The sequence below is a fragment of the Methylobacterium mesophilicum SR1.6/6 genome, assembly GCF_000364445.2.
Lineage (GTDB): Bacteria > Pseudomonadota > Alphaproteobacteria > Rhizobiales > Beijerinckiaceae > Methylobacterium > Methylobacterium mesophilicum_A.
In genome coordinates this window covers 779734-802954 of sequence record NZ_CP043538.1, presented here as the reverse complement: position 1 = coordinate 802954, position 23221 = coordinate 779734, and the positions used below count along the sequence as shown (strand labels likewise).

At 70.1% G+C, this 23221-nt stretch carries 31 protein-coding genes; 15 read left to right on the top strand and 16 right to left on the bottom strand.

All coding sequences use genetic code 11. The features are described from left to right. Nucleotides 1–20 precede the first annotated feature (20 nt). Both MMSR116_RS03720 and MMSR116_RS31265 read right to left on the bottom strand, forming a co-directional pair. Nucleotides 21–941: an MBL fold metallo-hydrolase gene (locus MMSR116_RS03720; RefSeq protein WP_010683673.1), complete on the bottom strand. Its 921-nt coding sequence runs from the start codon at nucleotides 939–941 to the stop codon at nucleotides 21–23. A gap of 91 nt (nucleotides 942–1032) precedes the next feature. Continuing rightward, nucleotides 1033–1209, bottom strand: a complete 177-nt coding sequence (locus MMSR116_RS31265; RefSeq protein WP_010683674.1) for a hypothetical protein — start codon at nucleotides 1207–1209, stop codon at nucleotides 1033–1035. 205 nt (nucleotides 1210–1414) lie between these two features. Here MMSR116_RS31265 and MMSR116_RS03715 point away from each other — a divergent pair, with 205 nt between their 5' ends. Continuing rightward, complete coding sequence (locus MMSR116_RS03715; RefSeq protein WP_007568853.1) at nucleotides 1415–1591, top strand: DUF1328 domain-containing protein; 177 nt, start codon at nucleotides 1415–1417, stop codon at nucleotides 1589–1591. A gap of 225 nt (nucleotides 1592–1816) precedes the next feature. Here the strand turns inward: MMSR116_RS03715 and MMSR116_RS03710 are convergent, their stop codons facing one another. Next, nucleotides 1817–2167: a NepR family anti-sigma factor gene (locus MMSR116_RS03710; protein ID WP_244625594.1), complete on the bottom strand. Its 351-nt coding sequence runs from the start codon at nucleotides 2165–2167 to the stop codon at nucleotides 1817–1819. A gap of 175 nt (nucleotides 2168–2342) precedes the next feature. On the opposite strand from MMSR116_RS03710, the gene MMSR116_RS03705 reads away from it, so the two are divergent. After that, nucleotides 2343–3149: a response regulator gene (locus MMSR116_RS03705; RefSeq protein WP_010683676.1), complete on the top strand. Its 807-nt coding sequence runs from the start codon at nucleotides 2343–2345 to the stop codon at nucleotides 3147–3149. A gap of 422 nt (nucleotides 3150–3571) precedes the next feature. Beyond that, entirely contained in the window at nucleotides 3572–3937 is a 366-nt protein-coding gene (locus MMSR116_RS03700) for a hypothetical protein (protein WP_010683677.1), read from the top strand. A gap of 152 nt (nucleotides 3938–4089) precedes the next feature. On the opposite strand, the gene MMSR116_RS03695 is transcribed toward MMSR116_RS03700, so the two are convergent. Both MMSR116_RS03695 and MMSR116_RS03685 read right to left on the bottom strand, forming a co-directional pair. Further along, a complete protein-coding gene (locus MMSR116_RS03695; RefSeq protein WP_010683678.1) occupies nucleotides 4090–4278 on the bottom strand; it encodes a general stress protein in 189 nt (62 codons plus the stop codon). A gap of 477 nt (nucleotides 4279–4755) precedes the next feature. Continuing rightward, nucleotides 4756–5622, bottom strand: coding sequence for an electron transporter (locus MMSR116_RS03685; RefSeq protein WP_051072169.1), 867 nt, complete (start codon nucleotides 5620–5622; stop codon nucleotides 4756–4758). Nucleotides 5623–5683: 61 nt separating this feature from the next. Between MMSR116_RS03685 and MMSR116_RS03680 the strand changes: the two genes are divergently transcribed. Continuing rightward, nucleotides 5684–6127 (top strand): cyclic nucleotide-binding domain-containing protein, encoded by a 444-nt coding sequence (locus MMSR116_RS03680; RefSeq protein WP_010683681.1) that lies wholly within the window; start codon nucleotides 5684–5686, stop codon nucleotides 6125–6127. Nucleotides 6128–6143: 16 nt separating this feature from the next. Here the strand turns inward: MMSR116_RS03680 and MMSR116_RS03675 are convergent, their stop codons facing one another. Further along, the gene (locus tag MMSR116_RS03675; RefSeq protein WP_010683682.1) at nucleotides 6144–6587 is read right to left on the bottom strand and encodes a VOC family protein; all 444 of its coding nucleotides are present in this window, start codon (nucleotides 6585–6587) and stop codon (nucleotides 6144–6146) included. Between the two features lie 183 nt (nucleotides 6588–6770). On the opposite strand from MMSR116_RS03675, the gene MMSR116_RS03670 reads away from it, so the two are divergent. Further along, nucleotides 6771–7451 (top strand): L,D-transpeptidase, encoded by a 681-nt coding sequence (locus MMSR116_RS03670; protein WP_039893095.1) that lies wholly within the window; start codon nucleotides 6771–6773, stop codon nucleotides 7449–7451. Nucleotides 7452–7524: 73 nt separating this feature from the next. Here MMSR116_RS03670 and MMSR116_RS03665 read toward each other — a convergent pair whose 3' ends face one another. Beyond that, on the bottom strand, nucleotides 7525–7785 hold the full coding sequence (locus MMSR116_RS03665; protein WP_010683684.1) for a hypothetical protein: 261 nt from the start codon (nucleotides 7783–7785) through the stop codon (nucleotides 7525–7527). Nucleotides 7786–7973: 188 nt separating this feature from the next. On the opposite strand from MMSR116_RS03665, the gene MMSR116_RS03660 reads away from it, so the two are divergent. Beyond that, nucleotides 7974–8477 carry a thermonuclease family protein gene (locus MMSR116_RS03660; RefSeq protein WP_010683685.1) on the top strand — a complete coding sequence of 168 codons (504 nt, stop codon included), beginning with the start codon at nucleotides 7974–7976 and terminating at the stop codon, nucleotides 8475–8477. 16 nt (nucleotides 8478–8493) lie between these two features. Here MMSR116_RS03660 and MMSR116_RS03655 read toward each other — a convergent pair whose 3' ends face one another. Beyond that, nucleotides 8494–9639, bottom strand: a complete 1146-nt coding sequence (locus MMSR116_RS03655) for an AI-2E family transporter (protein WP_010683686.1) — start codon at nucleotides 9637–9639, stop codon at nucleotides 8494–8496. Nucleotides 9640–9939: 300 nt separating this feature from the next. Between MMSR116_RS03655 and MMSR116_RS03650 the strand changes: the two genes are divergently transcribed. The 6 genes from MMSR116_RS03650 (at nucleotide 9940) to MMSR116_RS03625 (ending at nucleotide 13443) form a co-directional block, all read left to right on the top strand. Next, a complete protein-coding gene (locus tag MMSR116_RS03650; protein ID WP_010683687.1) occupies nucleotides 9940–10248 on the top strand; it encodes an acyl carrier protein in 309 nt (102 codons plus the stop codon). Between the two features lie 20 nt (nucleotides 10249–10268). Next, nucleotides 10269–10760, top strand: coding sequence for a 3-hydroxyacyl-ACP dehydratase FabZ family protein (locus tag MMSR116_RS03645; protein ID WP_010683688.1), 492 nt, complete (start codon nucleotides 10269–10271; stop codon nucleotides 10758–10760). Further along, complete coding sequence (locus MMSR116_RS03640; protein WP_010683689.1) at nucleotides 10757–11884, top strand: beta-ketoacyl-ACP synthase; 1128 nt, start codon at nucleotides 10757–10759, stop codon at nucleotides 11882–11884. Before MMSR116_RS03645 ends, MMSR116_RS03640 begins: the two co-directional genes overlap by 4 nt. A 643-nt stretch (nucleotides 11885–12527) precedes the next feature. Further along, a complete protein-coding gene (locus MMSR116_RS03635; RefSeq protein ID WP_010683690.1) occupies nucleotides 12528–12737 on the top strand; it encodes a cold-shock protein in 210 nt (69 codons plus the stop codon). A 109-nt stretch (nucleotides 12738–12846) separates the two neighbouring features. Continuing rightward, on the top strand, nucleotides 12847–13215 hold the full coding sequence (locus MMSR116_RS03630; protein ID WP_039893160.1) for a DUF6481 family protein: 369 nt from the start codon (nucleotides 12847–12849) through the stop codon (nucleotides 13213–13215). 33 nt (nucleotides 13216–13248) lie between these two features. Further along, complete coding sequence (locus MMSR116_RS03625; protein ID WP_010683692.1) at nucleotides 13249–13443, top strand: hypothetical protein; 195 nt, start codon at nucleotides 13249–13251, stop codon at nucleotides 13441–13443. An 18-nt stretch (nucleotides 13444–13461) separates the two neighbouring features. Here MMSR116_RS03625 and MMSR116_RS03620 read toward each other — a convergent pair whose 3' ends face one another. Together MMSR116_RS03620 and MMSR116_RS03615 are read right to left on the bottom strand one after the other, a co-directional pair. Further along, nucleotides 13462–13944, bottom strand: a complete 483-nt coding sequence (locus tag MMSR116_RS03620) for a GNAT family N-acetyltransferase (protein WP_039893162.1) — start codon at nucleotides 13942–13944, stop codon at nucleotides 13462–13464. Nucleotides 13945–13946: 2 nt separating this feature from the next. Continuing rightward, a complete protein-coding gene (locus MMSR116_RS03615) occupies nucleotides 13947–14714 on the bottom strand; it encodes an NAD kinase (RefSeq protein ID WP_010683694.1) in 768 nt (255 codons plus the stop codon). A gap of 142 nt (nucleotides 14715–14856) precedes the next feature. Between MMSR116_RS03615 and cutA the strand changes: the two genes are divergently transcribed. Beyond that, complete coding sequence (gene cutA / locus MMSR116_RS03610; protein WP_010683695.1) at nucleotides 14857–15216, top strand: divalent-cation tolerance protein CutA; 360 nt, start codon at nucleotides 14857–14859, stop codon at nucleotides 15214–15216. Nucleotides 15217–15269: 53 nt separating this feature from the next. Here cutA and MMSR116_RS03605 read toward each other — a convergent pair whose 3' ends face one another. From MMSR116_RS03605 to MMSR116_RS03590, 4 genes are all read right to left on the bottom strand, one after another. Beyond that, nucleotides 15270–16415, bottom strand: coding sequence for a glycosyltransferase (locus MMSR116_RS03605; RefSeq protein WP_010683696.1), 1146 nt, complete (start codon nucleotides 16413–16415; stop codon nucleotides 15270–15272). 67 nt (nucleotides 16416–16482) lie between these two features. Then, a complete protein-coding gene (locus MMSR116_RS03600; RefSeq protein ID WP_010683697.1) occupies nucleotides 16483–17241 on the bottom strand; it encodes a lysophospholipid acyltransferase family protein in 759 nt (252 codons plus the stop codon). Between the two features lie 86 nt (nucleotides 17242–17327). After that, nucleotides 17328–18857: a phytoene desaturase family protein gene (locus tag MMSR116_RS03595; protein ID WP_010683698.1), complete on the bottom strand. Its 1530-nt coding sequence runs from the start codon at nucleotides 18855–18857 to the stop codon at nucleotides 17328–17330. Between the two features lie 104 nt (nucleotides 18858–18961). After that, nucleotides 18962–19804 carry a type 1 glutamine amidotransferase gene (locus tag MMSR116_RS03590; protein WP_010683699.1) on the bottom strand — a complete coding sequence of 281 codons (843 nt, stop codon included), beginning with the start codon at nucleotides 19802–19804 and terminating at the stop codon, nucleotides 18962–18964. 257 nt (nucleotides 19805–20061) lie between these two features. Here MMSR116_RS03590 and MMSR116_RS03585 point away from each other — a divergent pair, with 257 nt between their 5' ends. Together MMSR116_RS03585 and MMSR116_RS03580 are read left to right on the top strand one after the other, a co-directional pair. Beyond that, the gene (locus MMSR116_RS03585) at nucleotides 20062–20364 is read left to right on the top strand and encodes a hypothetical protein (protein ID WP_010683700.1); all 303 of its coding nucleotides are present in this window, start codon (nucleotides 20062–20064) and stop codon (nucleotides 20362–20364) included. Nucleotides 20365–20537: 173 nt separating this feature from the next. After that, on the top strand, nucleotides 20538–21017 hold the full coding sequence (locus tag MMSR116_RS03580; protein WP_010683701.1) for a cache domain-containing protein: 480 nt from the start codon (nucleotides 20538–20540) through the stop codon (nucleotides 21015–21017). A 16-nt stretch (nucleotides 21018–21033) separates the two neighbouring features. On the opposite strand, the gene MMSR116_RS03575 is transcribed toward MMSR116_RS03580, so the two are convergent. After that, a complete protein-coding gene (locus MMSR116_RS03575; RefSeq protein ID WP_010683702.1) occupies nucleotides 21034–22242 on the bottom strand; it encodes an ABC transporter permease in 1209 nt (402 codons plus the stop codon). Beyond that, on the bottom strand, nucleotides 22239–23219 hold the full coding sequence (locus MMSR116_RS03570) for an ABC transporter ATP-binding protein (protein ID WP_010683703.1): 981 nt from the start codon (nucleotides 23217–23219) through the stop codon (nucleotides 22239–22241). Before MMSR116_RS03570 ends, MMSR116_RS03575 begins: the two co-directional genes overlap by 4 nt. Between the last annotated feature and the right edge of the window lie 2 nt (nucleotides 23220–23221).

The following is a 23221-nucleotide window of genomic DNA, read 5'->3' as shown; positions in this document are numbered from 1 at the left end:
CGTCCCGGCGGCGCGGCGTCTCAGGCGAGGGCGTAGGCGGCGTCCAGGGTCGGTGCGCCGTCCGACGTCGCGAGCCCGCGCCCGACCAGATCCTCCAAGTGGGCAAGGACCGACAGGGCCGCGGCACCCTTCAGGCGCGGGTCGAGGCCCTGGTAGATCGCCGCGACGATGTCGGCGATGCGCCGATCCCCGGCCGCGAGCCGCGCCCGGATCGCGGCCTCGCGGTGGCGTCGGTGTCCCGCGAGGCCGCGCAGGAAGCGTGCCGGATCTCGGACCGGCCCTCCATGGCCCGGCCAGTAGGTCGCCTCGGTGCGGCCGCGCAGCTTGTCGAGGGACGCCATGTAGGCCCGCATCTCCCCATCCGGAGGCGCCACGATGGTGGTGGACCACGCCATGACATGGTCGCCGGAAAACAGGGCGTCGGCCTCCGGCAGCGCGAAGGCGAGGTGGTTCATCGTGTGACCCGGCGTTTCCACGGCGACGAGCGTCCAGCCCGGCCCTGAGATCGCATCGCCCTCCGTCATCACGCGATCGGGCGCGTGCGCCCGGTCGGCGCTGGCGTCGAGCCGTGGGGCCTCCGCATCGGTCAGCGCCCGTGAAGCCCGGTGCGGACCGCAGCCGAGGATCGGCGCGCCGATTCGGGCTGCGAGCAGCCGCGCCCCGGGTGAATGATCGCGGTGCGTGTGCGTGACCATGATCGCCTCGACCATCTCGCCGGAGAGATCCCGCATCAAGGCGTCGATGTGGGCAGGATCATCCGGACCGGGGTCGAGGATTGCCACACGACCATGGCCGATCACGTAAGTGCAGGTACCGGTCGCCGTGAACGGGCCGCCATTCGACGCCACGCGACGGCGGATCAGAGGTGCCACAGACTCGAGAGGTCCGGCTGGCGGCATCGATGGTTCGAGGGTCAGGCTAATCTCGTCGGCGTCCGCCATCGCTGCTCCCGCGCGATCTGGTGGCGGTTCCTAAGGCCTGTCCGGGCCGCGTTGCAATCGGGGATCGCCGCGGGCCGCGCTACGGATTGCTTCAACCCGCACGGCCGGTGCGACGGGCACGCACGCGCACCGGCACGGGGGCCGGAGCCGGAACGAGACCGAGGGCTGCGGCGCGCAGGGCGTCGCCGGCTCTCTCGATAGCCGCGGCGAGGCTGGCCGCGGTCGCGGCGACCTTCGATCGAACGGTGTTCTTCACAGATTGCAGCATCGCGGATCCCGGCTTGAACCTGAAGACCTCTCTTCGAACGCTAGCGTCCCCGTCCCGTTCCGTCCCTCATTGCCGCGGCCCGGTCGTCGAGGCCGCCCGGCACACAGGACTTTGTCAAGGTGGCGGAACCTGAGCGAAACCTTGGCGTTTTCGTGGTCAGAACGACGCGGCCCGCCCGCGTTGATACTTTCGAAGGATACGAACAATGCTCGGTTGGGCCGTAACTTTCCTCGTCGTTGCCCTCGTGGCCGCTCTGCTTGGTTTCGGCGGCATCGCCGGTACCGCAATGGAAGCCGCCAAGCTGGTGTTCTTCGTGGCGATCGTTCTTTTCGCGATCTCGGCCGTCGTCGGCCTGATGCGCGGCCGTTCGCCCACACTTTGACGCGTAGCGCGGGACGCTGGTCCTGTTTCTGGACCGGTCTGATTACACGAAGAGCCGCCGCCGACCGCGGCGGCTCTTTCCGTTCCAGCCGCACGACTGCATGCCCCGCGCTGGAGGGCCTAAAGCTCAGGACTTTGACAGACCGTCGGCAAATCGATCGGGCCCTCGTTCAAGAGGAGCGGGTGGACCTCGGCACAGGTCGCGGTGCGCCGCTGATCATCCCGATCAGGTGCTCTCGCGGTCGCCGCTGTCGAGCTTCGCGATAAGTTCGGCGAAGCGATCCGGAACGGGCTGCTGCGTGATCGTATCGTACATGGTCCGCAGCTGCGCTGCGAGACGGGTGCGGGTATGGTCGCTCAACCCGCCGCGAGCGGTAGGCTTGGCGGAAGGCGGCGAGAGCGGATCGGTGCTGCTGTCTTGGGCGTTTGAATCGGCGTGTGGCGTGTGATGGGAAGCAGTTCCCGAGCGCGTAACACGCGCGGGGAGAGCCGCCTCCTTCCCCTGGTCCACCATCAACACGCCCCTTGTTGCCGAACTCGGCCCGGCCGCATTGTGCTGCGGCTCGACATACGCCATGGCTGCGGCGGCAACGCCTGCCCGCCGGGATCGGTTCCGCCGGGGGGTGGAACGGAGTGCGGGCCGCCGCGTTGGGCGGTAGGCTGCGCAGGACACAAAGCCGGCCCCGGCAGGCCCTCGGTAAAAGGATCGAGGCGATCGCGGCCGGGCAACACGGCGAGGCACAGGGGATCGAATGTCGACATCGCAACTCGTGGTACAGCACCTGCCGTACCTGCGCCGCTACGCGCGTGCGCTCACGGGGAGCCAAGTGGCGGGTGACGCGTACGTCGCCGCCACCCTGGAGACCCTCGTCAACGAGCCGGACACGCTGGGCCGGAGCACCAACATCAAGGCGGATCTGTTCCGGGTCTTCACGCGGATCTGGAATTCGCTGTCGGTGAACGGCCGCAGCGAGCAGGTCCAGCACGATCTGCCGGCGGAAGTTCGCCTCGGCCAGATCACGCCGCTGCCGCGGCAGGCCTTTCTGCTCTCTTGCCTGGAAGGTTTCTCCGAAGAGGATGCGGCGATCATCCTGGGTGTCGACGTTTCCGAGGTGCGCGACCTCGTGGACGAGGCCGGCCGTGAACTTGCCGCCGATATGGCCACCGAGATCCTCATCATCGAGGACGAGCCGCTGATCGCCATGGATCTCGAGGCGCTCGTCGAAGGCCTGGGCCACAACGTCATCGGCGTGGCCCGGACCCGCAGCGAGGCTATCAAGATCGCCGGCGAGGGCGGTAAGCGGCCCGGCCTGATCCTGGCAGACATCCAGCTCGCCGACGGCTCTTCTGGCCTCGACGCGGTGAACGACCTGCTCAAGACGTTCGAGGTGCCGGTGATCTTCATCACGGCCTATCCGGAGCGCTTCCTCACCGGCGAGCGGCCCGAGCCGGCCTTCCTCATCGCCAAGCCGTTCCAGCCCGCCAACGTCTCGGCGGTGATCAGCCAAGCGCTGTTCTTCCAGCAAACGGCTCGGCGCCGCGAGGCGAAGACAGCCTGACACGACTGGCTGTATCGCCCGACCCACTGATCTCAGCAGGTCGGCACATGCAAAGCAGCCCCGGCGAAAGTCGGGGCTTTTTTGTTGTCGACCTCGTCACGGCACAAAAAAACGGGCCGGAGGGACTCCAGCCCGTCGCAGAGGTTCCGGCCGATGCACAAGGGGAATGCGGGGAGGACCAGGTGGCCGGGTGCTGAGGAAACGGCTGCGGGACCGAAGGGTTCCAGCAAATGCACTTTTTCAACGGACGTGGCGCTGAAGACACAGGGGACGGTTGTGGACGGCGCGCGTGCGCGGGCGCACCGGCGCCCGGCCTGCGATCGAATACTGAGAGCTTCTAGGCGCGACACAGTCTAGGAACCTGCGATTGCAGGCCGCGTTATCACAACATCCTGTCAAGCTCTCGCGATGAGGTCGGGGCTATGCTGCGGTCTGGTTTCATTCTGGGCGTGAGTGCTCCCGCCGCTCTTCTCACTGTCCTCGTGCAGCCGGTCGTGCGTGACACCGCCGACCATTGGAAGGCTCCGGTCCCGGTGATGCAGGTCATCCAGGCCCCGCTGCCCGGCATGCGGCCCGTCTCTCTCTCCATCAGCCCGACGCGTGTCGCGGGTGTTCAGAGGGCCGAGCGCGGCATCGCTCCGGTCGCCGGCGAGGCGCAGGATTTGAACATTCGGCCGATCCTGAAGCAGCCGGCGCGTCGGATGGTTCGCGAGGGGTGTGAAACCGCCCTCAGCTCACTGGTGGGCCCCGAGGCGCGGCGCATGACCCCAGGCCGCTGCATCTCCTGATTTCGGCCTTTCCGACGCCGACCTACAAAAGGCCCCGCTGGTCAGGCGGGGCTTTTCGTTGTGCGCGTCTCACCGCGCATGTTTCCACCAAACGAAGGCGGCGCCGGTCCAGAGGACGCGGCGCCGCTACGCATTACGACGGGATGGATGCGTCACTCGGCGCGGCCGGTACCCGTAGATTGGCCACCCTTACGCCCAGCGGAGGAGGCGAGTTCGCGATCCTGAGAGAATGAGCGCTTCTCGGCGGGCACGCTGCGTCCGCCCTTGCTGGCGATCTCGCGCTGCCGCTCCAAGTCCATCGAGGCAAAGCCTCGCTTCGAGGTCGAGTTTCCGGATGCCATCAGTTCCTCCTCAGGCTTCGCTTCACCCCGCAACAACCTTCAGCAATAACCAAGGTTCCTGTCCCGAGACCTGCTCAAGCTTCTAACAGCTCAGCTTGGCGGCAACCTGCGTCTTGTGCACGGCGTTGGACCAGGAACGACCTGGGTTGGTCTGCGCACATGCCCTCCGGCACGCCCTGGAAGGGTCAGCGGAGCGGCTTGGGGATCGTGGCGCAACGTCGTCCCTCGATGCCGAACGGGGAAAAGGGCTTTCTCGCATGACGAATCGCAACATGGTGAAGGATGGCGCGGGGCGGAGCCCGGCGTTGGAGCCAAACACGCCGCCCCTGCCGCCGATGCCGGCACCCGAGGATTCCGCCCGGCCGACGACCCGTGAAGAGCCGGTCGATTCGCCTCACCTGAATGCCAGCCTCAAGCGTGAAGCGCCTGAGCCAGGCGAGCAGGGCCTGTCGACGAAGCGCTGATCCGGGTAGCAGCTTAACCCGCTCGCGTTCGCGCGCGGCGGGTAAGCCCCAGAATGAGCAGGCCGATGGCTAGGATCGTCACGATCCCGGCTATCGTGAGGATGCGCTGGATCAGGGGCGTGTAGATGCCGCGCGCTGCGTCGAAACCGTAGCAGAGAAGAGCGAGCCGATCGGTCAGGCTTCCGACCCGGCCCTCACCCGCCTCCGTGAGGGCGAGGCGGAGATCCCGCCCGGTGAGGGCCAGTGGCGAGAGCACCCGGGCGACGCGCCCGTCGCCTGCAAGCAGCAGGGCGGCGGCCGGGTGGGCGAAGCTATCCGTGCCCGCGTCGTAGAGGGCGGTGTAGCCAAGGGCGCCGCTAAGCTGGGCGAGGGCGGGTTCTGTGACGATGAGCATGATGGGGCTGGTTGCCGTCGCACGGTCGCCCAGGGTGTCCGCGATCATGCGACGAGCGGCCGCGGCATCGTCGCGCGGGTCGATCCCGACAAGCACCAGGGCGTAGTCGGTCTGGGCGAGACCAGTGGACGCCAGGGCGTCGGCCGACATGGAGACCATCGGATCGCAGACGTTGCCGCAGGTGTAGTCCACCGGCAGCAACAGGGCTGGCTTGCCCCCGAGCGCCTGCCCAAGGGTCGTGGCCTGCCCCGTCCGCGCGTCCGTAGCTGTCAGGTCGAGGGGCGCACGCGCCCCCGGTGGTGGGGCGACGGCTACGCGGGCGAGGTCGGCCTGGGCGAGGCGCGCCTGGGCCGAATGGCCTGCCGTGCCCAAGGCTAGGACCAACCACAGAACCAAGCCGATGGCCGGGCGTGCGGCAAGGCTGCGGTGCGGCCGCGAGGGCGCTGCGTCGGGGTCGGGGCTGGACAAGTGCTTGACGAACCGCATGGATAGGCGGGCCCGTCCGGCCCCGCCGTCCTGGGCTTGAGACCCGTCGCGGAGCCCCCGTATGACCCTCGACACCGAGGTTTCCTCCCTGAAGCAGGTGCCGCTGTTCCGCGAGGTGGAGCCGGCGCGCCTGAAGCTCCTGGCCTTCACCAGCGAGCGTGTGCATTTCGAGCCGGGGCAGCGGTTCTTTGCCCGCGGCGACGTGGCGGATGCGGCCTACGTGATCCTTCAGGGAACCGCGGAGGTCAGCATCGATGGTCCCGCCGGCCCGGTGCGGCTGGCGCTGCTGGGCCAGGATGCCCTTGTCGGCGAGATGGGCATCCTGGCCGAGCAGCCTCGATCCGCCACTGTCACGGCAGAATCCGCGGTCACGGCCCTGCGCATCGATCGCGGCGTCTTCCTGGAATTGCTCGCACAGTTTCCACAGATTAGCATCGCCCTCATGCGGGTGCTGGCGCTGCGCCTGGAGCAGACTAACCAAGCGCTCGCCGAGAGCCGGGCCTGACTGCGCCTGTGCCGCGTCACTCCAGCGGATAGGTGATGAATTCCAGCAGGGAGCCGTCCGGATCCCGGAAGTAGACACTGATGCCCGCGCCCGCGGCGCCGTGCCGCTCGACCGGACCCAGTTCGACCGGGACGCCCGATGTTTGGAGATGGGCGATGGCTTCCTCGATCGTCCCCGACCAGCGGAAGCAGAGATCGCTGTTGCCGGGCATCACGGGCTTCTCGGCCACCGGCGTCGCCGCGACGCCCGGGCCGTGGCAATTGAGCTGCACGCCGCCGAACCGGTAAGCGAAGCCCGCGCCGCGCTCGATGATCTCGGCGCCCACCACGTCGCGGTAGAAGGCATTGGACCGCGCCCAGTCGCTCACGTGGATGACGCAATGGTCGAGGTGGATGGCCGGGCTGAGGATCGCAGTCGGCGCCTCTGGCGCAACATCGGCAAGTGTCTGGGTGTCGGGCATCAATCCCCTCCGCGGTGACCGTACCGAAGGTCCGCCTCGATTCTGAATTAGGGCGCAACCGTGGCCGCGGGAGCGGGCGCTCGCGGTTCGATGCGGCTGAAAAGCTACATCGTCGCCGGCCGCGAGACGGTAGTCATGGGCTCGAGAACCGGCCCGAGAACCGCAGCCCGCATGACAGGACCCATGATCGCGACCAATCCCTCGGCCTGGAGCCGCGTTCGCCGGATCCTCCTCTCGCGAATCCTGCTCGCCGTCGTGGCGATCGCACCCCTGGCGGCCTGCCAGACCCGACCCGTCCAGGTCGCGCAGGACGACGACTCGGCGTGGTACATCGGGACGAAGGCCGACAAGCCCTACGACATTCCCCTGGTCGACACCCAGCGGCTCGATCCGAAGTACCGCCGCCAGCAGGTGAGCTATAACGGGCCCGAGCAGCCCGGCACGATCGTGGTCGACATCGACAAGCGCCAGCTCGTCCTCGTTCAGGCGGACGGTACCGCGATGCAGTACGGCGTCGGCGTCGGCAAGGCCGGCTTCTCCTGGAAGGGCGAGGCGCGCGTCGGCCGCAAGGGCGTCTGGCCCGACTGGAGCCCGACTGTTACGATGGTCTCGCTGAATCCGGACCTGCCACGGACCCGCAAGGGCGGCGTCGACAATCCCCTCGGCGCCCGCGCGCTCTACCTCTACCAGGGCAACCGCGACATCCTCTTCCGCATCCACGGCACCAACGAGCCGTGGAGCATCGGCGAGCAGCTCTCCTCGGGCTGCGTGCGGATGCTCAACGAGGATATCGCCGACCTCTACGAGCGCGTGCCGGTTGGGACCCGAGTCCTCGTCAAGCGCAACGGCAAGTACCGGACCTGAGGTAAGCGAAGACGGCGTGCTTGGTCGCGTCCTTGTCGCGCCCTAGCCGCACGCGAATCGCGCCGACCTCTTCTCAGCCAGCAGGCGTACCCACCGATGCCGCCTGCTTCCCGTCGGAGATGCTCCCCGTCAGGCGGCTGAGGGCCGCGCGATCCAGCGCCGGTTCACCCGGCCGGCCATCCGGCGCCATGCCGTCACTCGCGAGCACCGCTGCGGCCGTCAGGCCCGGCGCGGTTTCAGCACCCGGCCGCGTCGGCCCGATCGCGTAGCTGGCCCAGACGATAAGGGCGAGGCAGACGGCCAGCGCAGTCAGCACGGTTTTGAGGAAGGTCATCCAGCTGAACGGTTGGTCTGAGCCGCCGTTCCGCGACGCGGAACACTTTCGCAACCCGCGCGCGATAGCGTCTGCCACCTACGACCGGCAATTGTCCGCTTCGGCAAAATCGCCACATTGGCCGCGCAGCTTGGCGGCCCCACCAGACTTCTCGTCAGAACGATCGCCTCCCGCGTGGACATCCTCCGATGATCAGACCGATGCTTGCCCTGCTCCTCCTCTGCGGTCCCGCGGCCGCTGCCGGGACGGTCAGTGGCCCGGCGACTGTGGTCGACGGCGATACGATCGAGGTGCAGGGCACCCGCATCCATCTCTACGGTATCGACGCCCCCGAGACCGCGCAGAGCTGCGAGACCGCGGCGGGGCGGGAATACCGTTGTGGCCGCGAGGCCATGCAGGCGCTGAATGCCAGGATTGCCGGGGCCGTGGTGACTTGTGAGAGGCGCGAGGGTTCGGTTGCGGGACGCGTCGCAGGAATCTGCCACGCGCATGGCGAGGATCTGTCCGCCTGGATGGTCGGACAGGGATTGGCGCTCGCCAGCCGCCACGTGACGACGGCCTACAACCGCCAAGAGGGCCGCGCCTGGGCGACCCGCCGCGGCATCTGGGCTGGCACGTTCGAGAAGCCGGCCGACTGGCGCCAGGACCGGCGCCGGGTCGAGGCCTCGGCCGGGACGGGCGCGGCCGATTAATCGGCGTTCGGACGGCTCAGGCCGTTTGATCGTGGCCCTCGGTGAATTCGCGCCACAGCAGGACCAGGGCAGCCATCACGGCAGGCCCGACGAACAGGCCGAGCAGCCCGAAGGTCTCGACACCCCCCAGAATGCCGAGCAGCACCCATAGGAAGGGCAGCTTCGTCGTGCCGCCGATCAGGGCCGGCCGGATGAAGTGATCGGCCACGAAGGTCACCACGAGTCCTGCCGCCGCGACGACCAGCGCCGCCTTCGCCGAGCCGGCCGCCACCAGCAGCAGCGCGGCGATGGCGATGGCGACGGCGGCGCCGAACGGGATCATCGCCGCCACTGCCGTGAAGGCGCCGAGTAGGACCGGGTGCGGCACGCCGGCGAAGTAGTAGACGATCCCGAGCACGAAGCCCTCGCCGAGTCCCACCAGCACGAGGCCGTCGACGGTCCCGTGCACCGAGGCCACCATCTGGCGGGCGACGCGCTCGCCGCGGGGTCCGAACAGCCGGTGGCAGGCGGTGAGCGACTGGTCCCGAACCGTGCGCCAATCGCGGAACAGGAAGAACAATGCCACGAGGCTGAAGCCGAACAGCACGATCCGGTGCACGATCTCGCGGCCGACATTCCGCGAGGCGCCGATCACCGAGTTGTTCTCGAACCGGCGCAGCAGGTCGGAGCCGGCCTGGGCGTGGCCGAGATTGTCGTTCCACCACGCAGTCGCCTGAGGCGCGCCGTAGGGCAGGTGCTGGAGGAAGTCCGGCGCCGGGATGCCGTTCGCCTCGGCGTTGCGCACGAACTCGGCCACGTCGTGGGCTTCCCGGGCGGCCTGGATGCCCAGAACGGCGAGCGGCGCGAGGAAGACCAGCGCTACCGCCACGGTCATCAGCGTGGGTAGCAGGATGTTGTGCTTGCCGGGTGGGAAGCGCCGCTCGAGGCGCGTGTAGAGCGGCCACAGGGCAATCGCCAGAACCACCGCCCAGGCCAGCGCCGGCAGGAACTCGTGCAGGATCCACAGGCCGAGGGCCGAGAGCGCCAGGACCAGCAGGACCCGAGCCGCCCCCTGCGAGCGCGCCCGCTCGTGAGGCGGAAGCTCCTGCGATGGACCCTGATTTTGCGGCAAGGGCGTCTCGACCGGCACCGGCGGGGTGCCGGGTTTGATCATCGGTTGCATCCGTCAGGTCTCCTGGGCACACTCGGCCGCCGCGCCTTGCACCTAGGGTCGGCGCCGGACGACGGAACGCGCGTCCGCACACACGATTGCGCGTGCGTGTGGACAAGCCCTCAAACGCCGGGGGAACCGTCGCGGTTGCCGCCTCTGACCCCCTCGTGTAGAGGTCGCCGCCATTCGACGGGGCCGCGTACGGGGCCCGTAGACGCGTTGGGCGGCCGCGCGGGACGCGAGCACCGGGCCGCCCGGCGGCGAGGGGGCTCCCGCACGATCGACCGGAATTCGAACAGCCCGCGAGAAGATATGTCCGACGAGCCCGCCCACGGCAGCGCCACCTTCGAGCGCGTGGCCGACATCATAGCCGAGACCGCCGACATCCCGCGGGACAAGATCACGCCCGAGAGCCACGCCATCGACGACCTCGGCATCGACAGCCTCGCCTTCCTCGACATCGCCTTCGCGGTGGACAAGGCCTTCGGTATCAAGCTGCCCCTGGAGCGCTGGACCCAGGAGGTCAACGAGGGCAAGGTCCCGGCGGAAGAGTACTTCGTTCTCAAGAACCTGTGCGCGCGCATCGACGGCTTGGTGGCCGAGAAGGCCGCCAAGGTCTGACTCGGGTAGCCCGGTCCGCCATGCGCCTCGAATACTTCGAGATGATCGATTCCGTGCGGCTCCTGGACCGAGCCGCCGGGCGGATCGAGGCGCTCGCCCAGGTGCCTCTCCAGAGCCCGGTCTTCGAGGGGCATTTCCCCGGCCATCCGCTGGTGCCCGGCGTGCTGCTCACCGAGACCATGGCGCAGGCGTCGGGCTACCTCGTCCTCGCCCATCTCGATTTCGCCCGGATGCCTTTCCTCACCGGCGTCGACAAGGCCCGGTTCCGCTCCTTCGTCGGTCCGGGAGCCGACCTCGTCGTGACGGCGAGCCTGGAGCATGACGGCTCGGGCTACGCGGTGACGAAGGCCGCGATCAGCCATGCCGGCAAGGCCCTGTGCGACGCCGAGCTGCGCTTCCGCACCATGCCGTTCCCCGACGGGCTCGACGCGCCCATGCGCGCGCGGGCCCGGTCCATCGGGCTGCTTCCGGCGGTGGACCAGCTGGTTGGCCAGCCGGTGGGCCAGCCATGAGCCGACCGGTCGTCGTCACCGGCCTCGGCCTCGTCTCCTGCGCGGGCGAGGGCGTCGAGGCGCATCTCGCGGCCCTCGATGGCGGCGCGGCGCCCCGCACCGACACCGAGACCTTCGCGCCCTATCCGGTGCATCCGGCCCCGACGATCGCCTGGGATGGACAGATCCCGAAGCGCAGCGATCAGCGCCAGATGGAGGCGTGGCAGCGCCTCGGCGTCTACGCTGCGGGGCTTGCCCTGGAATCCGCCGGGGTGAAGGACGAGGCCGGCCTGAAACAGGCGCTCCACCTCGTGGTGGCGGCGGGCGGCGGCGAGCGCGACTACGCGGTCGATGGAGCGATCCTGACCGGCCTGCGCGACGCGCCGGACCCCGGTGCCTACCTGAACGAGCGGCTCCAGAACGACCTGCGCCCGACGCTGTTCCTCGCCCAGCTCTCGAACCTGCTCGCCGGCAACATCGCCATCGTGCACGGGGTCACGGGTGCTTCGCGCACCTTCATGGGTGAGGAATCCGCCGGGGTCGACGCCCTGCGGATCGCACGGGCGCGGGTGGCGTCGGGCCAGATCGACGCGATCCTGGTCGGCGGCTCCTACAGCGCCGAGCGGCCGGACGTGCTGGTGATCCACGAGATGGGCGGCTATCTCGCCCGCGACGCCTATCGGCCGGTCTTCGCGCGCGGCGCGGCGGGCGGCTTCATCCTCGGGAGCTGCGCGGCCTTCCTGATGCTCGAGTCGGAGGCGCATGCCGCCGCCCGCGGAGCCCGAGCCCTCGCCCGGCTCGACGCGGTGGCGAGCGACCGGACCCGGCGCGCGCCGGGCAGCGTCGCCACAAGCCTCGACGGCCTCTGGCGCCAAGCCGGGATTGAGTCGCCCGACCGGGTTCTGTCGGGTGCGACCGGCGTCGCGCCGATCACCGCGGAGGAGGAGGATGCCCTCGCGCGGCTGGCACCGGGCGCCCGGATCCACGCCCTCGGCGACGTGGTCGGGCACGGCCTCGAGGTGGCGGCGCCGGCCGGTGCGGCTCTCGCTGCGGCCCTTGTCGCCCATGGCCGAGCCCGCGAAGTCGCCGTGACGGCGGTGGGGCATCGCCGCGGCGAGGGCGTGCTGCGCGTGGTGCCGGCCTAGAGCGTGCTACGATCTCAGGGGACGTCAGCACGCTCTCGGGGACTGGCATTGCACGAGGACCCCGCAAGATCGGATTTCGCGTTTCCAAACCGTACTTTCTCAGGGGCCGCAGCGGCCGGCTGGAGGACTCGCTTGAGGCCTCCGCGGCGCTCCGACGCCTCAGGGACAGGGTCGGAAGGGCGGCCGGAGGCTTTCGAGGTCGCGTGTCGTGTCCCGTATGACTGGCCGGCGCAGACTTGCTGGGTAGGCAGCGGCGCGCCAGCCCGTGGGAGCGTGATCCAGGGAGCGCTTTCGTCTCCGAGGCGCCCCGGGCGGACGCCCGCGGTGACAGAATTCGTCAGTTCCAACCACGATTTACACCCGTATCGTGGCGGCAAATTTCCTGACCTGCGGCGGTTCAACGCGATTGTCGGGACGGAATTCTCCGGCGGAACCGTCCCAGCGCCGAGAGAAGTATTTCCTCAGGCTTGCCAAAAAACCGTCGAGGGTCTATTCCGACGCAATCGGCACGTGTCCGGATATTTTGGACCGTTACGCCTTCGCAGGGCGGTTCTAACTTTCCTATCGCTAGCGGTCGATGCCGGTACCAGCTCGGTCGAGCGGGTGCCATCTCTCACTTTTCCTGCGAAGACCAAGGACTTCCATGAGCACCGGAACCGTCAAGTGGTTCAACGAGACCAAGGGCTACGGCTTCATTCAGCCGGATGACGGCGGCAAGGACGTGTTCGTCCACATCTCGGCCGTCGAGCGCGCCGGCCTGCGCAGCCTGAACGAGGGCCAGAAGGTCTCCTACGAGCTGGAGACCGACCGTCGCAGCGGCAAGCAGTCCGCCGGCCAGCTCCAGACGGCCTGATCGCCGTCCGCCAGGTTTCCCGCGAAGCCGCTCCTCCCGGAGCGGCTTCTTCGTTTCTGCAACCCTATCCGCGGCGTCGGCCTCTGCCACGCCCTGACCCGGAGTGTTCGTGAGCTTTCTCAACAAGCAGGGCGTCGTTGATCGCCTCGAGACCGCCGCCAAGGCGCGGTCCGAGATGCTGGCCCGGTTCCGGGCGCGACCGCGCGCCGATGACCCGGCGGTTCTCGCCCGCCAATCCGCCCGCCGCGCCGTGATCGACGCCCGGGAAGCCCGCGCCGCGGAGCGCGAGGCCGCGCGTCAGGCCGAGATCGCCCGTGCCGCCGCCGCTGCGGAGGCCGAGCGCCTGGCCGAAATCGAGCGGAAGCAGGCCGAGCAGCTGGCCGCACAGGAGCGCGCCAAGGCCCTGCAGGCGGAGCAGAAGGCGCAGCGCGACGCGCGCTATCTCGCCCGCAAGGCGAAGGCCCAGAAGCGGCGCTGAACCGCCGTCGTGACGACACCCCAGGAGCCCGCCATGTCGCACAAGTTCAAGGTCGGCCAGCGCGTCTGCCGGCCCCGCACCGGGCTTCCCGAAGATAAGGGGGCGGGCGAGGTGTTCGAGGTCCTGCGGCTGATGCCGGAGGATCAGACCGGCGAGCCCTCGTATCGAATCCGCACGCAGGGCGGTGAGCGCGCGATTCGCGAAGGCGACCTCGTCGCGGCGCCGTAGCGCCGACCGCTCACGAGGTCAGAGCGTCCGGAACATCACAAGCGCATCGACGAGGCCGAGGCTCGGATGCCGGAACGCCCCTGGCAGCCGCCCGACGACGGCGAAGCCGAAGCTCTCCCATAGCCGTACCGCCCGCACGTTGGCGCTGACCACGAAGTTGAACTGCATCGCCGTGAAGCCGCGCGCCCGCGCCCGGTCAAGGCTGTGCGCGCACATGGCCCGTGCGACGCCGCGTCCCGTCGCCTCGGCGCCGGTCATGAAACCGCAATTCGCGACATGGGCGCCTCCGCCGGCCTGATTGGCGCGGAGGTAGTAGGTGCCGAGCACCACGCCGTCAGACGCGGCCACGAAGGTCTCGCGGTCCGCGCCGGTCCAGTAGGCGAGGGCCTCGGCCTCGCCGAGGTCGGGATCCAGCGCGTAGGTCTCCCCGGCCCGGATCGTCGGCAGAATGATGTGCGTGATCGCCCCACGATCCGCCGCGCAGGCGGCCCGGATGTGCAGGCTCATCCGAACTGCTCGCGGAGAATGCGCTCGTCGAGGCTGTGGCCGGGATCGTGCAGCAGGACCAATTCGGTCGCCCGATCGAGGGAGGTCTCCACCGTGCAGACACGGCGGAACTCGGTGTGATCGGCCACAGCCGCCACGGGCCTATGAGGTGCGTCCAGCACGTCGATCCGGATCCGCGCGTAATCCGGCAGCAGCGCGCCGCGCCAGCGCCTGGGCCGGAAGGCCGAGATCGGCGTGAGCGCCAGCAGCTTGGCATCGAGCGGCAGGATGGGTCCTCCCACCGACAGGTTGTAGGCGGTCGAGCCCGCCGCGGTGGCGACCAAGACTCCGTCGGCGATCAGTAGATCCAGCCTTACGTTTCCGTCGACGGCGATCTTCAGCTTGGCCGTCTGGTGCGTCTGGCGCAGCAGGTAGACCTCGTTGATCGCCCGCGCCCGGTGGGACCGGCCCTCGGTGTCGAGCACGTCCATCAACAGCGGGTGGATGACGCTGCGCTGGGCTGCTTCCAGATGCTCCAGCAGGTCGTCGTCCCGGAACTCGTTCATCAGGAAGCCGACCGTGCCGCGGTTCATCCCGTAGATCGGCTTGGGGTTGTCCATGAACCGATGCAGCACTTGGAGCATCAGCCCGTCGCCGCCGAGGGCCACGACAACGTCCGCCTCTTCGGGCGGGACATGGTCGTAGCGCCGCATCAGGGCGGCGGCGGCCTCGCGGGCATGGCCGGTGGGGCTCGCCACGAAGGCGATCTTCTTGACGTGCGGCATCGCTCAGGCGCAGCTTGGCGGGCGCGTCGGGGTGGCGTCGGCGTTCACGTCACGGCTCCAGTCTGATGAGCGAACCGCCCGGTTGACGTCTCGGCCCGGCCTGCGCCTCACTGCCGGGAAAGCTGCATACCGGAGGCATAGCATGGAGCGTCCGCTCCTCGTCTACACCACCTTTCCCGACCTCGCCTCGGCCCTCAACATCGGCGAGGCCCTTGTCCGCGAGCGGCTGATCGCCTGCATCAACGTGCTGCCGGGGATGCAATCGGTCTTCAGCTGGAAGGGCGCCGTGGAACGCGGCGAGGAGGTTGCGGCGATCCTCAAGAGCCGCGAGGGCCTCGCGGACGCCTTGTCGGCGGCGCTGAAGGCCCGCCATCCCTACGAGACGCCGATCATCCTGCACCTGCCGGTCGCCGGCTCCGATGCCGACACCGCGGCCTGGATCCTGGCGGAGACGGGCGCCGCCGGGTCGGTCGGTGCCGCCGGCGATCCGGCCGCGGGTTGAGGCGTCGGGCCGCTCCGCTGGGAACGATTCCGCCGGCGGATCCGTCGACAGGGTCAGTGCCCGCTCACCGGATAACTCCGACCCTTCCAGGTGGCCGCACCCGCCCGCTCCCGGCGTAGCAGGACGTTCCACTGGATCGCCAGGGCGACCAGCACCGCGGCGGGATGGAGCGGGATCGTCGCCAGTGGCGCCCGTACCGCCAGGGTGATTGCCGTCCGGGTCGCGAGGGATAAGAGGCAGGCCGCCGCCGCGAGGACCAGGACGGTGGACGACGCGAGGCCGCACAGGCCGGCCAGGACGAGGAGCGGCGGCAGGACTTGGCCGCAGCCGAGCAGCACGGTCCAGACCGGCAGGGCGCGCGGCGTCGCCATGCCCTCGTGGGCGTTCTTGGAGAAGCCTGCCCAGGCCTGGGCGAAGCCCTCGTACATCCGGCAGGTGGCGAGCGATGCGGCCGCGACGAGGTCGGTCCTGTATCCGGCGGCGCGAAACAGCCGCGGCAGGCGTACGCCGTCGTGGAGGGAGGTGCGGATCGCGCCGTGTCCTCCGGTTGCCACATAGGCCGCGCGATCGATCAGGATGAGCTGGCCGCAGGCTGCCCCAAGGGCCGGGTCGCGCAGGCGGCGCATGAGCGGCACCGGCAGGTAGCCGAGGAGCAGGAAGTCGATCATCGGCACCGTCAGCATCTCGCCGACGGTTTCGGTCCGCTGGCGTGGCACGCCGCTGACCAGGGCCGCCCCGGTGCGCCGCGCCTGCGCGGCGAGGCAGGAGGCGGCCTCCGGCGCCAGACGCACGTCGGCGTCGATGAACAGCAGGTCCCGGCCGGTCGCCAGCCCGGCCATATGGGCGCAGGCATGGTTCTTCCCGGTCCAGCCCTCGGGCAGGGCTGGCACGGACACGAGCCGCAGGCGCGGATCATCGACGGCGCGCACGATCTCCGGGGTCGCGTCCGTCGAATGGTCGTCGCCGACGATCACCTCGACCGGGACGCCGGTGCTGGCCAGCGCCGCCCGCACGGTCTCGGCGATGTTGCCGGCCTCATTGCGCGCCGGGATCAGGATCGAGACGGGCTCGGCCTCCGCCGCCGGGGGCGGCCTGCGCAGCACCGCGAGGTTCACCGCCGCCATCACGGCCGGAACCAGCGCCGCGATCAGGCAGAGGAGGGCTAGGGCCGTCGCGATCGCGGTGAACGGGTCGGTCATGCTCCGGCCTCGGGAGTGGCGCCACCGGCTGCAGGCATCGCACGCGGACCTGTTGGAGCGAAAGGCCTCATGGGGTTGGACCGGAGCCGTCGGACGCGCGGTGCGACGGATCGAACCGGCGCCCGGAGAGCCGGGCTGCGGCGCGCCGCCAGACGTCGTAGACCCCGCCGACGCCCTTGCGGCCGGTCACCAAGACCCGGAAGCGCTCCGGGTCGCGGCTGATCACGTCGGTGCCGAGGCGGTCCAGGGTGGCGGTGAGCTCGGTTTCGAGGCGTGCGAGCCGCTCCGGCCGGGGCAGGGCGGCGAGTTCGGCACCCGCGATCCCCGGACCGAACGCCGCGAAGGCGCCGGCACCGCGCTCGTCCCAAAAGGTGTATTCGAGAGCGAGGGGGACGAACAGGGCATCCGGCGCAATCTCGGCGAGCCGCGCGACGCCGGCCCGGAGGTTGAGGGGGCGGGCCCGTACGTCGGCGAAGCGGCCCTGGGCGGTGATCCAGAGCATCCCGTCCGGTCCGGACAGGATCGAGCGGGCGGCGGCCAGGAACTGCGCGGCGCCACGGGGACTGTCGAGATCCACCCCGAATGCGCCGATCCGTTCGAAGATGCGGTAGCGCGCCAGCATCGCCGCGTCGAAGGGCGCGCGGCTCGTCCGGCGCGGGTAAAGCCGCCCTGCCAGCACGATGATGAGGAGCGCGTCCCACCATGCCGGATGGTTGCTGTAGACGACGATCGGCCCGGGGTGGTCGGCGGCCGGGAGCGTGCTCCAGAGCGGCAAGCGCAGGGCATCGAAGTGGCGATGCAGGTAGCGCGCGAACCATGCCACCATGAACGCGCGGATCGGAGGGGAAACGGGAGGAAGCTGCGCGCGTCTCCCTCCTCCCGCGTAGGAGGACGTATCCGGCTCCGTATGCCTCACGCAGAGGCGCGCAGCGTGCCGCGGGCGTCCTGATCGTGCGCGTCTGCGGCGATCCAGCCCGACATCATGACCATCGGCATGCCGGGTCCGGGGTGGGCGGCGCCGCCCGCGAGATAGAGCCCGCGCACTTGCCGCGAGCGGTTGCCCGGCTTGAACGCGCCCATCACCCGCCCGTGCGAGGCGAGGCCGTAAATCGCGCCGTTGAGGACCTTGTAGCGCTCGTGGATGTCCTGCGGCGTCAGATGGCGCTCGACCACGACGCGCTCCTCCAGATCCGGCATGCCGGCGGTCCGCTTGAGCTTGTCGAGGATCGTCCGGCGGTATTTTTGGAACAGCGGCCCGTCCGGGCGCCAGTCGTGGTGGGGCCGGAGATAGGGCGTGTGCACCAGGACGTAGAGCGCCTCGCCGCCCTCCGGCGCCACGCTCGGATCGGTGGAGGAAGGTGCCGCCAGGTAGGCGGTCGGGTCCGGGGCCGGCTCGCCCTTGTTGTAGATGTAATCGAACTCCTCTTCCGGGTCCCGGGAGAAGACGAAGTCGTGGTGGTTCAGGTGCTCGTAGCGCTTGTTCAGGCCGAGATAGAGCACCACGCCCGAGCAGGCCGGCTCCGGATTCTTCTTGGCGTAGGCCTTGGCCGCCTCGCCGCCGACGAGCTCGCGGTAGGTCCGCACCGAATCCATGTTGGAGATCACCGCGTCGAACGGTGTGACGCCGTCGGCGGTGCGCACGCCCCGGACCGCGCCGTTGGCGGTCTCGATCCCCGTAACCTCGGTGTCGGTCTTGCAGGTGGCGCCGAGTTCCTGGGCGAGCTTCGCCAGTCCTTCCGCCACCGCCCGGGTGCCGCCCATCGGATACCAGATGCCGTCCGCGGTCTGCATGTGGGCGATGGCGCAGAGCACCGCCGGTGCGCCGTAGGGCGAGGAGCCGACATACTGCACGAAGTGGTCGAGCATCTGCGCGAGCCGGGCGTCCTTGACCTTGCCGCGGATGGTCGAGGCGACGGAGGCGTGCATGCGCAGGGACAGCACGTCGCGCAGCGTGCCGGGATTCATGTTGGCGCGGATGTTGATCGTGTCGAACAGGTCCTCCACCGGCTTCCAGAAGAAGAACCGTTCGGAGACGCCGTGGAGGTGCTCCGAGATCGAGATGAACTTCTTGTAGCCCTCGCCGGTGCCGGGCGCGAAGCGCTCCATGTCGCCGGCCATCCGCTCGACGTCCTGCATCAGGTCGATATGGGTGCCGTCGTCGAAGAAGCAGCGCCATTGCGGGTCGAGCCGGCGCAGGTCCATATAGTCGTGGACCGAGCGCCCGGCCTCGGCGAAGATCCGCTCCAGCACCCGGGGTACGGTAAGGATGGTCGGGCCCATGTCGAAGCGGAAGCCGCCCTCGTGCAGCACCGCCGCCTTTCCGCCGAGCCAGCCGTTCTTGTCGTAGACCGTCACGCGGTGGCCCCGCGCTGCGGCGACGCACGCGGCCGCGAGTCCGCCGAGCCCGCTGCCGATGACGGCGACCGTGGAATCCTGGCTCATCCTGAAGGATCGCTCCCCGAGCCCTCAACGGCGGGGCCCGCGACAGCGAAGCTAGACCCAGGGGCGGGCGGGTCAACGCGCCACCCGGTCGCGGCGGGGGCTTGTCAGGCCTCGCCTGTGGACAGCCGCGCCAGAAAGTTGCCGATCTCGCGGCGGCGAAGGCCGGCCTCCAGCACCTCCGGGCCGACACCGTGGCGCCAGGCCAGCCGGTGGGCGGCGTCGGTTTGGTCGTCCTGGAGCGCGGCGATCTCGTTGGCATAAGCCGCCACCGCTGCGGCATCCTCGGCGAGGCCCGCCTCGACGATGGCCGTGTCGCAGAGGCGCAGCATCGCGGCGAGTTCGTCGAGGTCGAGTTCCGGATGGTACTGCGTCCCCCAGAACCAGCCGGCCCCGTACCGGATCTCGAGCGCCTGGATGCCCAGGATCCGGTTGCCGGCCAGCACCCGGGCCCCCGGGGGTGGCGCCAGCACGGCATCGGAGTGGATCGCCGGGGCGTCCCACGACGCCGGACGCCCCGCCAGGAGTGCATGGGTCCGGCCCTCCTCGGTGGCGCTGATCGCCCGGGCGAAGCCGTATTCCGGGCCCCGCGGGTTCCCGGCGGCCCGCCCACCGGTCACCGTGGCGGCGACCTGTACGCCCCAGCATGAGCCGAACACCGGCAGGCCTGCCTCCAGGGCCGATCGCATCAAGTCGAGCTGCCGGGTCACCGCTGGCGTGCCGTCGGCGACCTTGAGAGTCGAACCGGTGAAGATCAGCCCGTCGAAATCCGGCAGGCCGGCCGGCAGAGCGGCGTCGGCATCGGCCGGGCTGATGAGGTGGCAGGTCGCGTCCGGCGCGAGGGCCTGGACGACCGCCGCGTAGGACTCGGCCGACGTGCGGCCGGTCGCGGCGACGTGCCGGTCGCGGGCCGCGCGATCGTTGCCGTCGGCGATGAGCAGGCGGAGCATGGCGTGATCTCGAGACAAGCGGAGCCGGACCGTGCCCGATCGCGCCGCCGGTGTCCGCGCGCAGCTGGTCGCAGGGCCGGCGCGGATCGTCGCGGCCCGAGGCCCGCACCCCTCGACGTCGCCGCGCGACAGGTCGCGTCCCGCCGCGACGGTCCCCAGGCCATGACGACCCCCAAATAGAGGATGTGCCGCAACTCGCGGCGGTCGTATTCAGGGATTACCGGATATCTCGGGTTGCGATCGTCGCGGAGGTTGCGATGCCGGATCTCGCTGAGATGGAGCTTTACGGCACGGAGGCGCGCGGGCTGATCGCCCGCGCCGAGGACGCGGTGCGTCGTCTGGAACTGGCCCATGCCTGCGAGGGGCACCGCCTGATGGCGATGCAGGGGCTTGCGGCAATGCGGCATCTCCAGCGGACCATCGAGCTGCACCGCAACCGCTTGGTCTTCGAGGCCCTGCCCGATACCCTGAGCCTGGGCGTTCCGCCCCGGCGGACTTGGTTGTCCGCCGTGCGGCATCACCTCTCGATCGGCGGTCCGCCGCTGGAGATCCGGGCCTGACAGGTCCCGGCGAGAGGTTCATGCCCGCGTCAGCACAGGCGGGTGGCCCCCGATGCCGCAGGCACCGCCGAGGCCGCATCGGCCGTCGACGTCATCGGCCGGAGGTCCGCAATCGGGGCGTAGGCCCTTGGTGCGTCGGGGGAATCGGTCCGCTGTTTCGGTGAGGCGAGGGCATGAAGAGAGCCTTCCTGATCTGGCCCCTCCTCGTGTTGCTCGCCGCCACGCTGCCCGCCATGGGGAGGCGATCGCCGCCGGTCCTACATCAGGCGCTGGAGATCGAATCGCTCGTCAACAGGGCGGCCGAGTTCGTGGAGGAACGCGGCACCGATGCGTTCGCGGACTTCAGGCGGAAGGGGAGCCCGTGGCGGTACGGCGACGTCTACCTGTTCGTCGTCGACATGCGAGGGATCGTTCTGTTCAACGCCGCCCAACCCAATCGCGAGGGTCGGGACCTGCTCGACGAGCGCGATGCCGACGGCAAGCTGTTTCTCCGGGCCTTCATCGACACCGTCCACCGGTTCGGCTCCGGCTGGGTCGATTACATGTTCCCGAAGCCCGGACACTCCGCCCCTACGGTGAAATGGAGCTATGTCTGCGCCACGCGGGTCGCTGGGATGGAGGCCCTGATCGGGGCGGGCGTCTACGTCGAGTAGGCCCGCCTCACGGCCGTCAGATGGTCCGCCGCGCGGCCAGCGCCACCGCGAGGCCCAAGCCCGCGAGCATCAGGGCGCTCAGAACCGCCAGGGCCGGCGCCGCGGCGGCGAAGCCTTCGCCCAGCGCGGTCTGATAGGCCTCGATCGCCCAGGCGTTGGGCGTGAGCCAGCCGGCCTGCTGGAGCCAGGGCGGCATCAGGAAACGGGGGACCATGGAGCCGCCCACCGCCGAGAGCAGCAGCACGCCGAAGGTCGAGACCAGGTGGGCCTGTTGGCGCGAGCCCGCGAGCGCGCAGGCGGCGAGTGCCAGACCGGCTGCCATCGCGGAGACCAGAAGGCAGGTGGCCAGGAACGTGGGCCAGTGCGGCCCGATCTCGACCCCATAGAGCAGGGCGGCCGCCAGGAAGATCAGGCCGGCCTGCACAAGGCCCTGCAAGGTCAGGAAGCCGAATTTGCCCAGGACCACCACCGGCAAACCGCCGGGCCCGGCCATCAGTCGCTCGGCCAAGCCGGATTCCCGCTCCTCGACCAGGGACATTGCCCCCTGCATGGCGGCGAACAGCAGGAACACCGCCGTGATCGCCCCCGCGTAGTAGCTTACCCGGGCGTTTCCGGTCCCGGCGGCCGTGCTGCGCCGCTCCACCATATCGGCGAAGCTGAACGGCTCCTTCTTCGCCCGCTGCTCCGCGAAAGCCTCGTCGAGGAAGCGGCGCTCGTCCGCTCCGATTTTGCCCGTCCGCTCCACGTCGGCGACGATGCGCGACAGGACTACGTCGGGCAGCGCCTCGTTCAGCACCCGCTGGAGCTGCCCGAGCGCGATCGGCGTCGCCAGCGCCTTGGCGGGATTCTCCACGAGGACCACGGGCTGGTCGGCCGGGCCGGGGGCGGTGCCCGCCGGGGCGGCGATCAGGTCGCCCCGCAGGACGAGCGCCACGTCGACCTCGCCGGAGCGGACGGCGTGCGCCACGTCGGCGAGGTTCGCCGCCGGCAGCCGCGAGACCCTCAGCGATGGGTCCGCCGCCAGCGCGTCGGCGAGGCGTTCCGTAGCCGCCGTCCGGGCGAGATCGGCGAGCCCGAGATGGATGCGGATCCGGTCGCCCGTCGCCCCCGAGAAGATCGCCGCGAAGATCGAGAAGATCACCGTGGGCAGGACGAAGGCCATCACCAGCGCGGCGCGGTCGCGCACGAGGCTCAGCGCCATGACCCTGAACGCGGCGCCGATCACCGGGCCGCTCCCAGGCGGCGCGGGGCGGACGCGTCGCGATCCGCGACCTCCCGAGGCCGGAGCGCGTCGAGGTAGAGCGCCTCCAGGCGCGGCGCCCGCACCCGCACCTCGGCGACCGGCACCCCCTGCGCCCGCAGGGCGCCGAGCAGGGCGGCGCCGTCGAGGCCGGAGCGTTCAACCGAGCGCCACGAGAGGCTGTCCGCATCGGCCGGCGCGAAACCGGCGCGGCGCAGCACGGCCTCGGCGGCGGCGTCCGCCGGCACGGCGAGGCTCAGCTCGCGCTCCGGCGCGCCCGCGCGCAGCTGCGCCAGGAGATCGGAGAGTCGCCCCTCGCGCACGACCCGGCCGTGCGCCAGGAAGGCGACACGGGACGCGAGCCGCTCAGCTTCGCCGAAATCGTGGGTGGCAAGGAGGATCGCCGTCCCCGCCGCCTTGAGCCGGTCCAGAACCGCGTGGATTGCGGCCCGGGCCGCGAGGTCGACGCCGCTGGTCGGTTCGTCGAGGAGGACGAGGCGGGGCCGGTTCATCAGGCTCGCCGCGATGTTGACCCGGCGCCGGTAGCCCCCCGACAGGACGCCCACGGGGCGGCGCGCCACGTCGGCGATGTCGGCCATGGCGAGGGCGGCCTCGACCGCCGCCTTCCGATCGCGCCGGGGCACGCCCGCCAGCTGACCGAAGACGCCGAGGTTCTCCGAGACGGTCAGCCGCGGATAGAGGGCGATCTCCTGCGGTACCCAGCCGATGGCCCGCCGTGCATGGCCGTCCCGGTACGGATCGGAATCCGCGACGCGCACCGTCCCGGCGCTCGGGGCGAGGCGGCCCGCCACCAAACGCATCAGCGACGACTTGCCGGCCCCGTTCGGCCCCAACAGGGCCAGCGTCTCGCCGGCGGCGAGGGCGAGATCGACGCGCTCCAGCACACGCCGGCCGCGGATGTCGAGGCCGACGCCCGCGATCCGGACGAGGGGAGCGCTCATGC

Coding starts and splice junctions, on each gene's coding strand:
- MMSR116_RS03605 (WP_010683696.1), bottom strand. CDS start 16,415: ATGACCGACCCGTTCACCGCGATCGCGACGGCCCTAGCCCTCCTCTGC.
- MMSR116_RS03580 (WP_010683701.1), top strand. CDS start 20,538: ATGAAGAGAGCCTTCCTGATCTGGCCCCTCCTCGTGTTGCTCGCCGCC.
- MMSR116_RS03570 (WP_010683703.1), bottom strand. CDS start 23,219: ATGAGCGCTCCCCTCGTCCGGATCGCGGGCGTCGGCCTCGACATCCGC.
- MMSR116_RS03700 (WP_010683677.1), top strand. CDS start 3,572: ATGCTGCGGTCTGGTTTCATTCTGGGCGTGAGTGCTCCCGCCGCTCTT.
- MMSR116_RS31265 (WP_010683674.1), bottom strand. CDS start 1,209: ATGCTGCAATCTGTGAAGAACACCGTTCGATCGAAGGTCGCCGCGACC.
- MMSR116_RS03590 (WP_010683699.1), bottom strand. CDS start 19,804: ATGCTCCGCCTGCTCATCGCCGACGGCAACGATCGCGCGGCCCGCGAC.
- MMSR116_RS03705 (WP_010683676.1), top strand. CDS start 2,343: ATGTCGACATCGCAACTCGTGGTACAGCACCTGCCGTACCTGCGCCGC.
- MMSR116_RS03715 (WP_007568853.1), top strand. CDS start 1,415: ATGCTCGGTTGGGCCGTAACTTTCCTCGTCGTTGCCCTCGTGGCCGCT.
- cutA (WP_010683695.1), top strand. CDS start 14,857: ATGGAGCGTCCGCTCCTCGTCTACACCACCTTTCCCGACCTCGCCTCG.
- MMSR116_RS03695 (WP_010683678.1), bottom strand. CDS start 4,278: ATGGCATCCGGAAACTCGACCTCGAAGCGAGGCTTTGCCTCGATGGAC.
- MMSR116_RS03710 (WP_244625594.1), bottom strand. CDS start 2,167: ATGGCGTATGTCGAGCCGCAGCACAATGCGGCCGGGCCGAGTTCGGCA.
- MMSR116_RS03680 (WP_010683681.1), top strand. CDS start 5,684: ATGACCCTCGACACCGAGGTTTCCTCCCTGAAGCAGGTGCCGCTGTTC.
- MMSR116_RS03625 (WP_010683692.1), top strand. CDS start 13,249: ATGTCGCACAAGTTCAAGGTCGGCCAGCGCGTCTGCCGGCCCCGCACC.
- MMSR116_RS03685 (WP_051072169.1), bottom strand. CDS start 5,622: ATGCGGTTCGTCAAGCACTTGTCCAGCCCCGACCCCGACGCAGCGCCC.
- MMSR116_RS03720 (WP_010683673.1), bottom strand. CDS start 941: ATGGCGGACGCCGACGAGATTAGCCTGACCCTCGAACCATCGATGCCG.
- MMSR116_RS03585 (WP_010683700.1), top strand. CDS start 20,062: ATGCCGGATCTCGCTGAGATGGAGCTTTACGGCACGGAGGCGCGCGGG.
- MMSR116_RS03675 (WP_010683682.1), bottom strand. CDS start 6,587: ATGCCCGACACCCAGACACTTGCCGATGTTGCGCCAGAGGCGCCGACT.
- MMSR116_RS03670 (WP_039893095.1), top strand. CDS start 6,771: ATGATCGCGACCAATCCCTCGGCCTGGAGCCGCGTTCGCCGGATCCTC.
- MMSR116_RS03640 (WP_010683689.1), top strand. CDS start 10,757: ATGAGCCGACCGGTCGTCGTCACCGGCCTCGGCCTCGTCTCCTGCGCG.
- MMSR116_RS03635 (WP_010683690.1), top strand. CDS start 12,528: ATGAGCACCGGAACCGTCAAGTGGTTCAACGAGACCAAGGGCTACGGC.
- MMSR116_RS03665 (WP_010683684.1), bottom strand. CDS start 7,785: ATGACCTTCCTCAAAACCGTGCTGACTGCGCTGGCCGTCTGCCTCGCC.
- MMSR116_RS03645 (WP_010683688.1), top strand. CDS start 10,269: ATGCGCCTCGAATACTTCGAGATGATCGATTCCGTGCGGCTCCTGGAC.
- MMSR116_RS03660 (WP_010683685.1), top strand. CDS start 7,974: ATGATCAGACCGATGCTTGCCCTGCTCCTCCTCTGCGGTCCCGCGGCC.
- MMSR116_RS03615 (WP_010683694.1), bottom strand. CDS start 14,714: ATGCCGCACGTCAAGAAGATCGCCTTCGTGGCGAGCCCCACCGGCCAT.
- MMSR116_RS03650 (WP_010683687.1), top strand. CDS start 9,940: ATGTCCGACGAGCCCGCCCACGGCAGCGCCACCTTCGAGCGCGTGGCC.
- MMSR116_RS03600 (WP_010683697.1), bottom strand. CDS start 17,241: ATGGTGGCATGGTTCGCGCGCTACCTGCATCGCCACTTCGATGCCCTG.
- MMSR116_RS03655 (WP_010683686.1), bottom strand. CDS start 9,639: ATGCAACCGATGATCAAACCCGGCACCCCGCCGGTGCCGGTCGAGACG.
- MMSR116_RS03595 (WP_010683698.1), bottom strand. CDS start 18,857: ATGAGCCAGGATTCCACGGTCGCCGTCATCGGCAGCGGGCTCGGCGGA.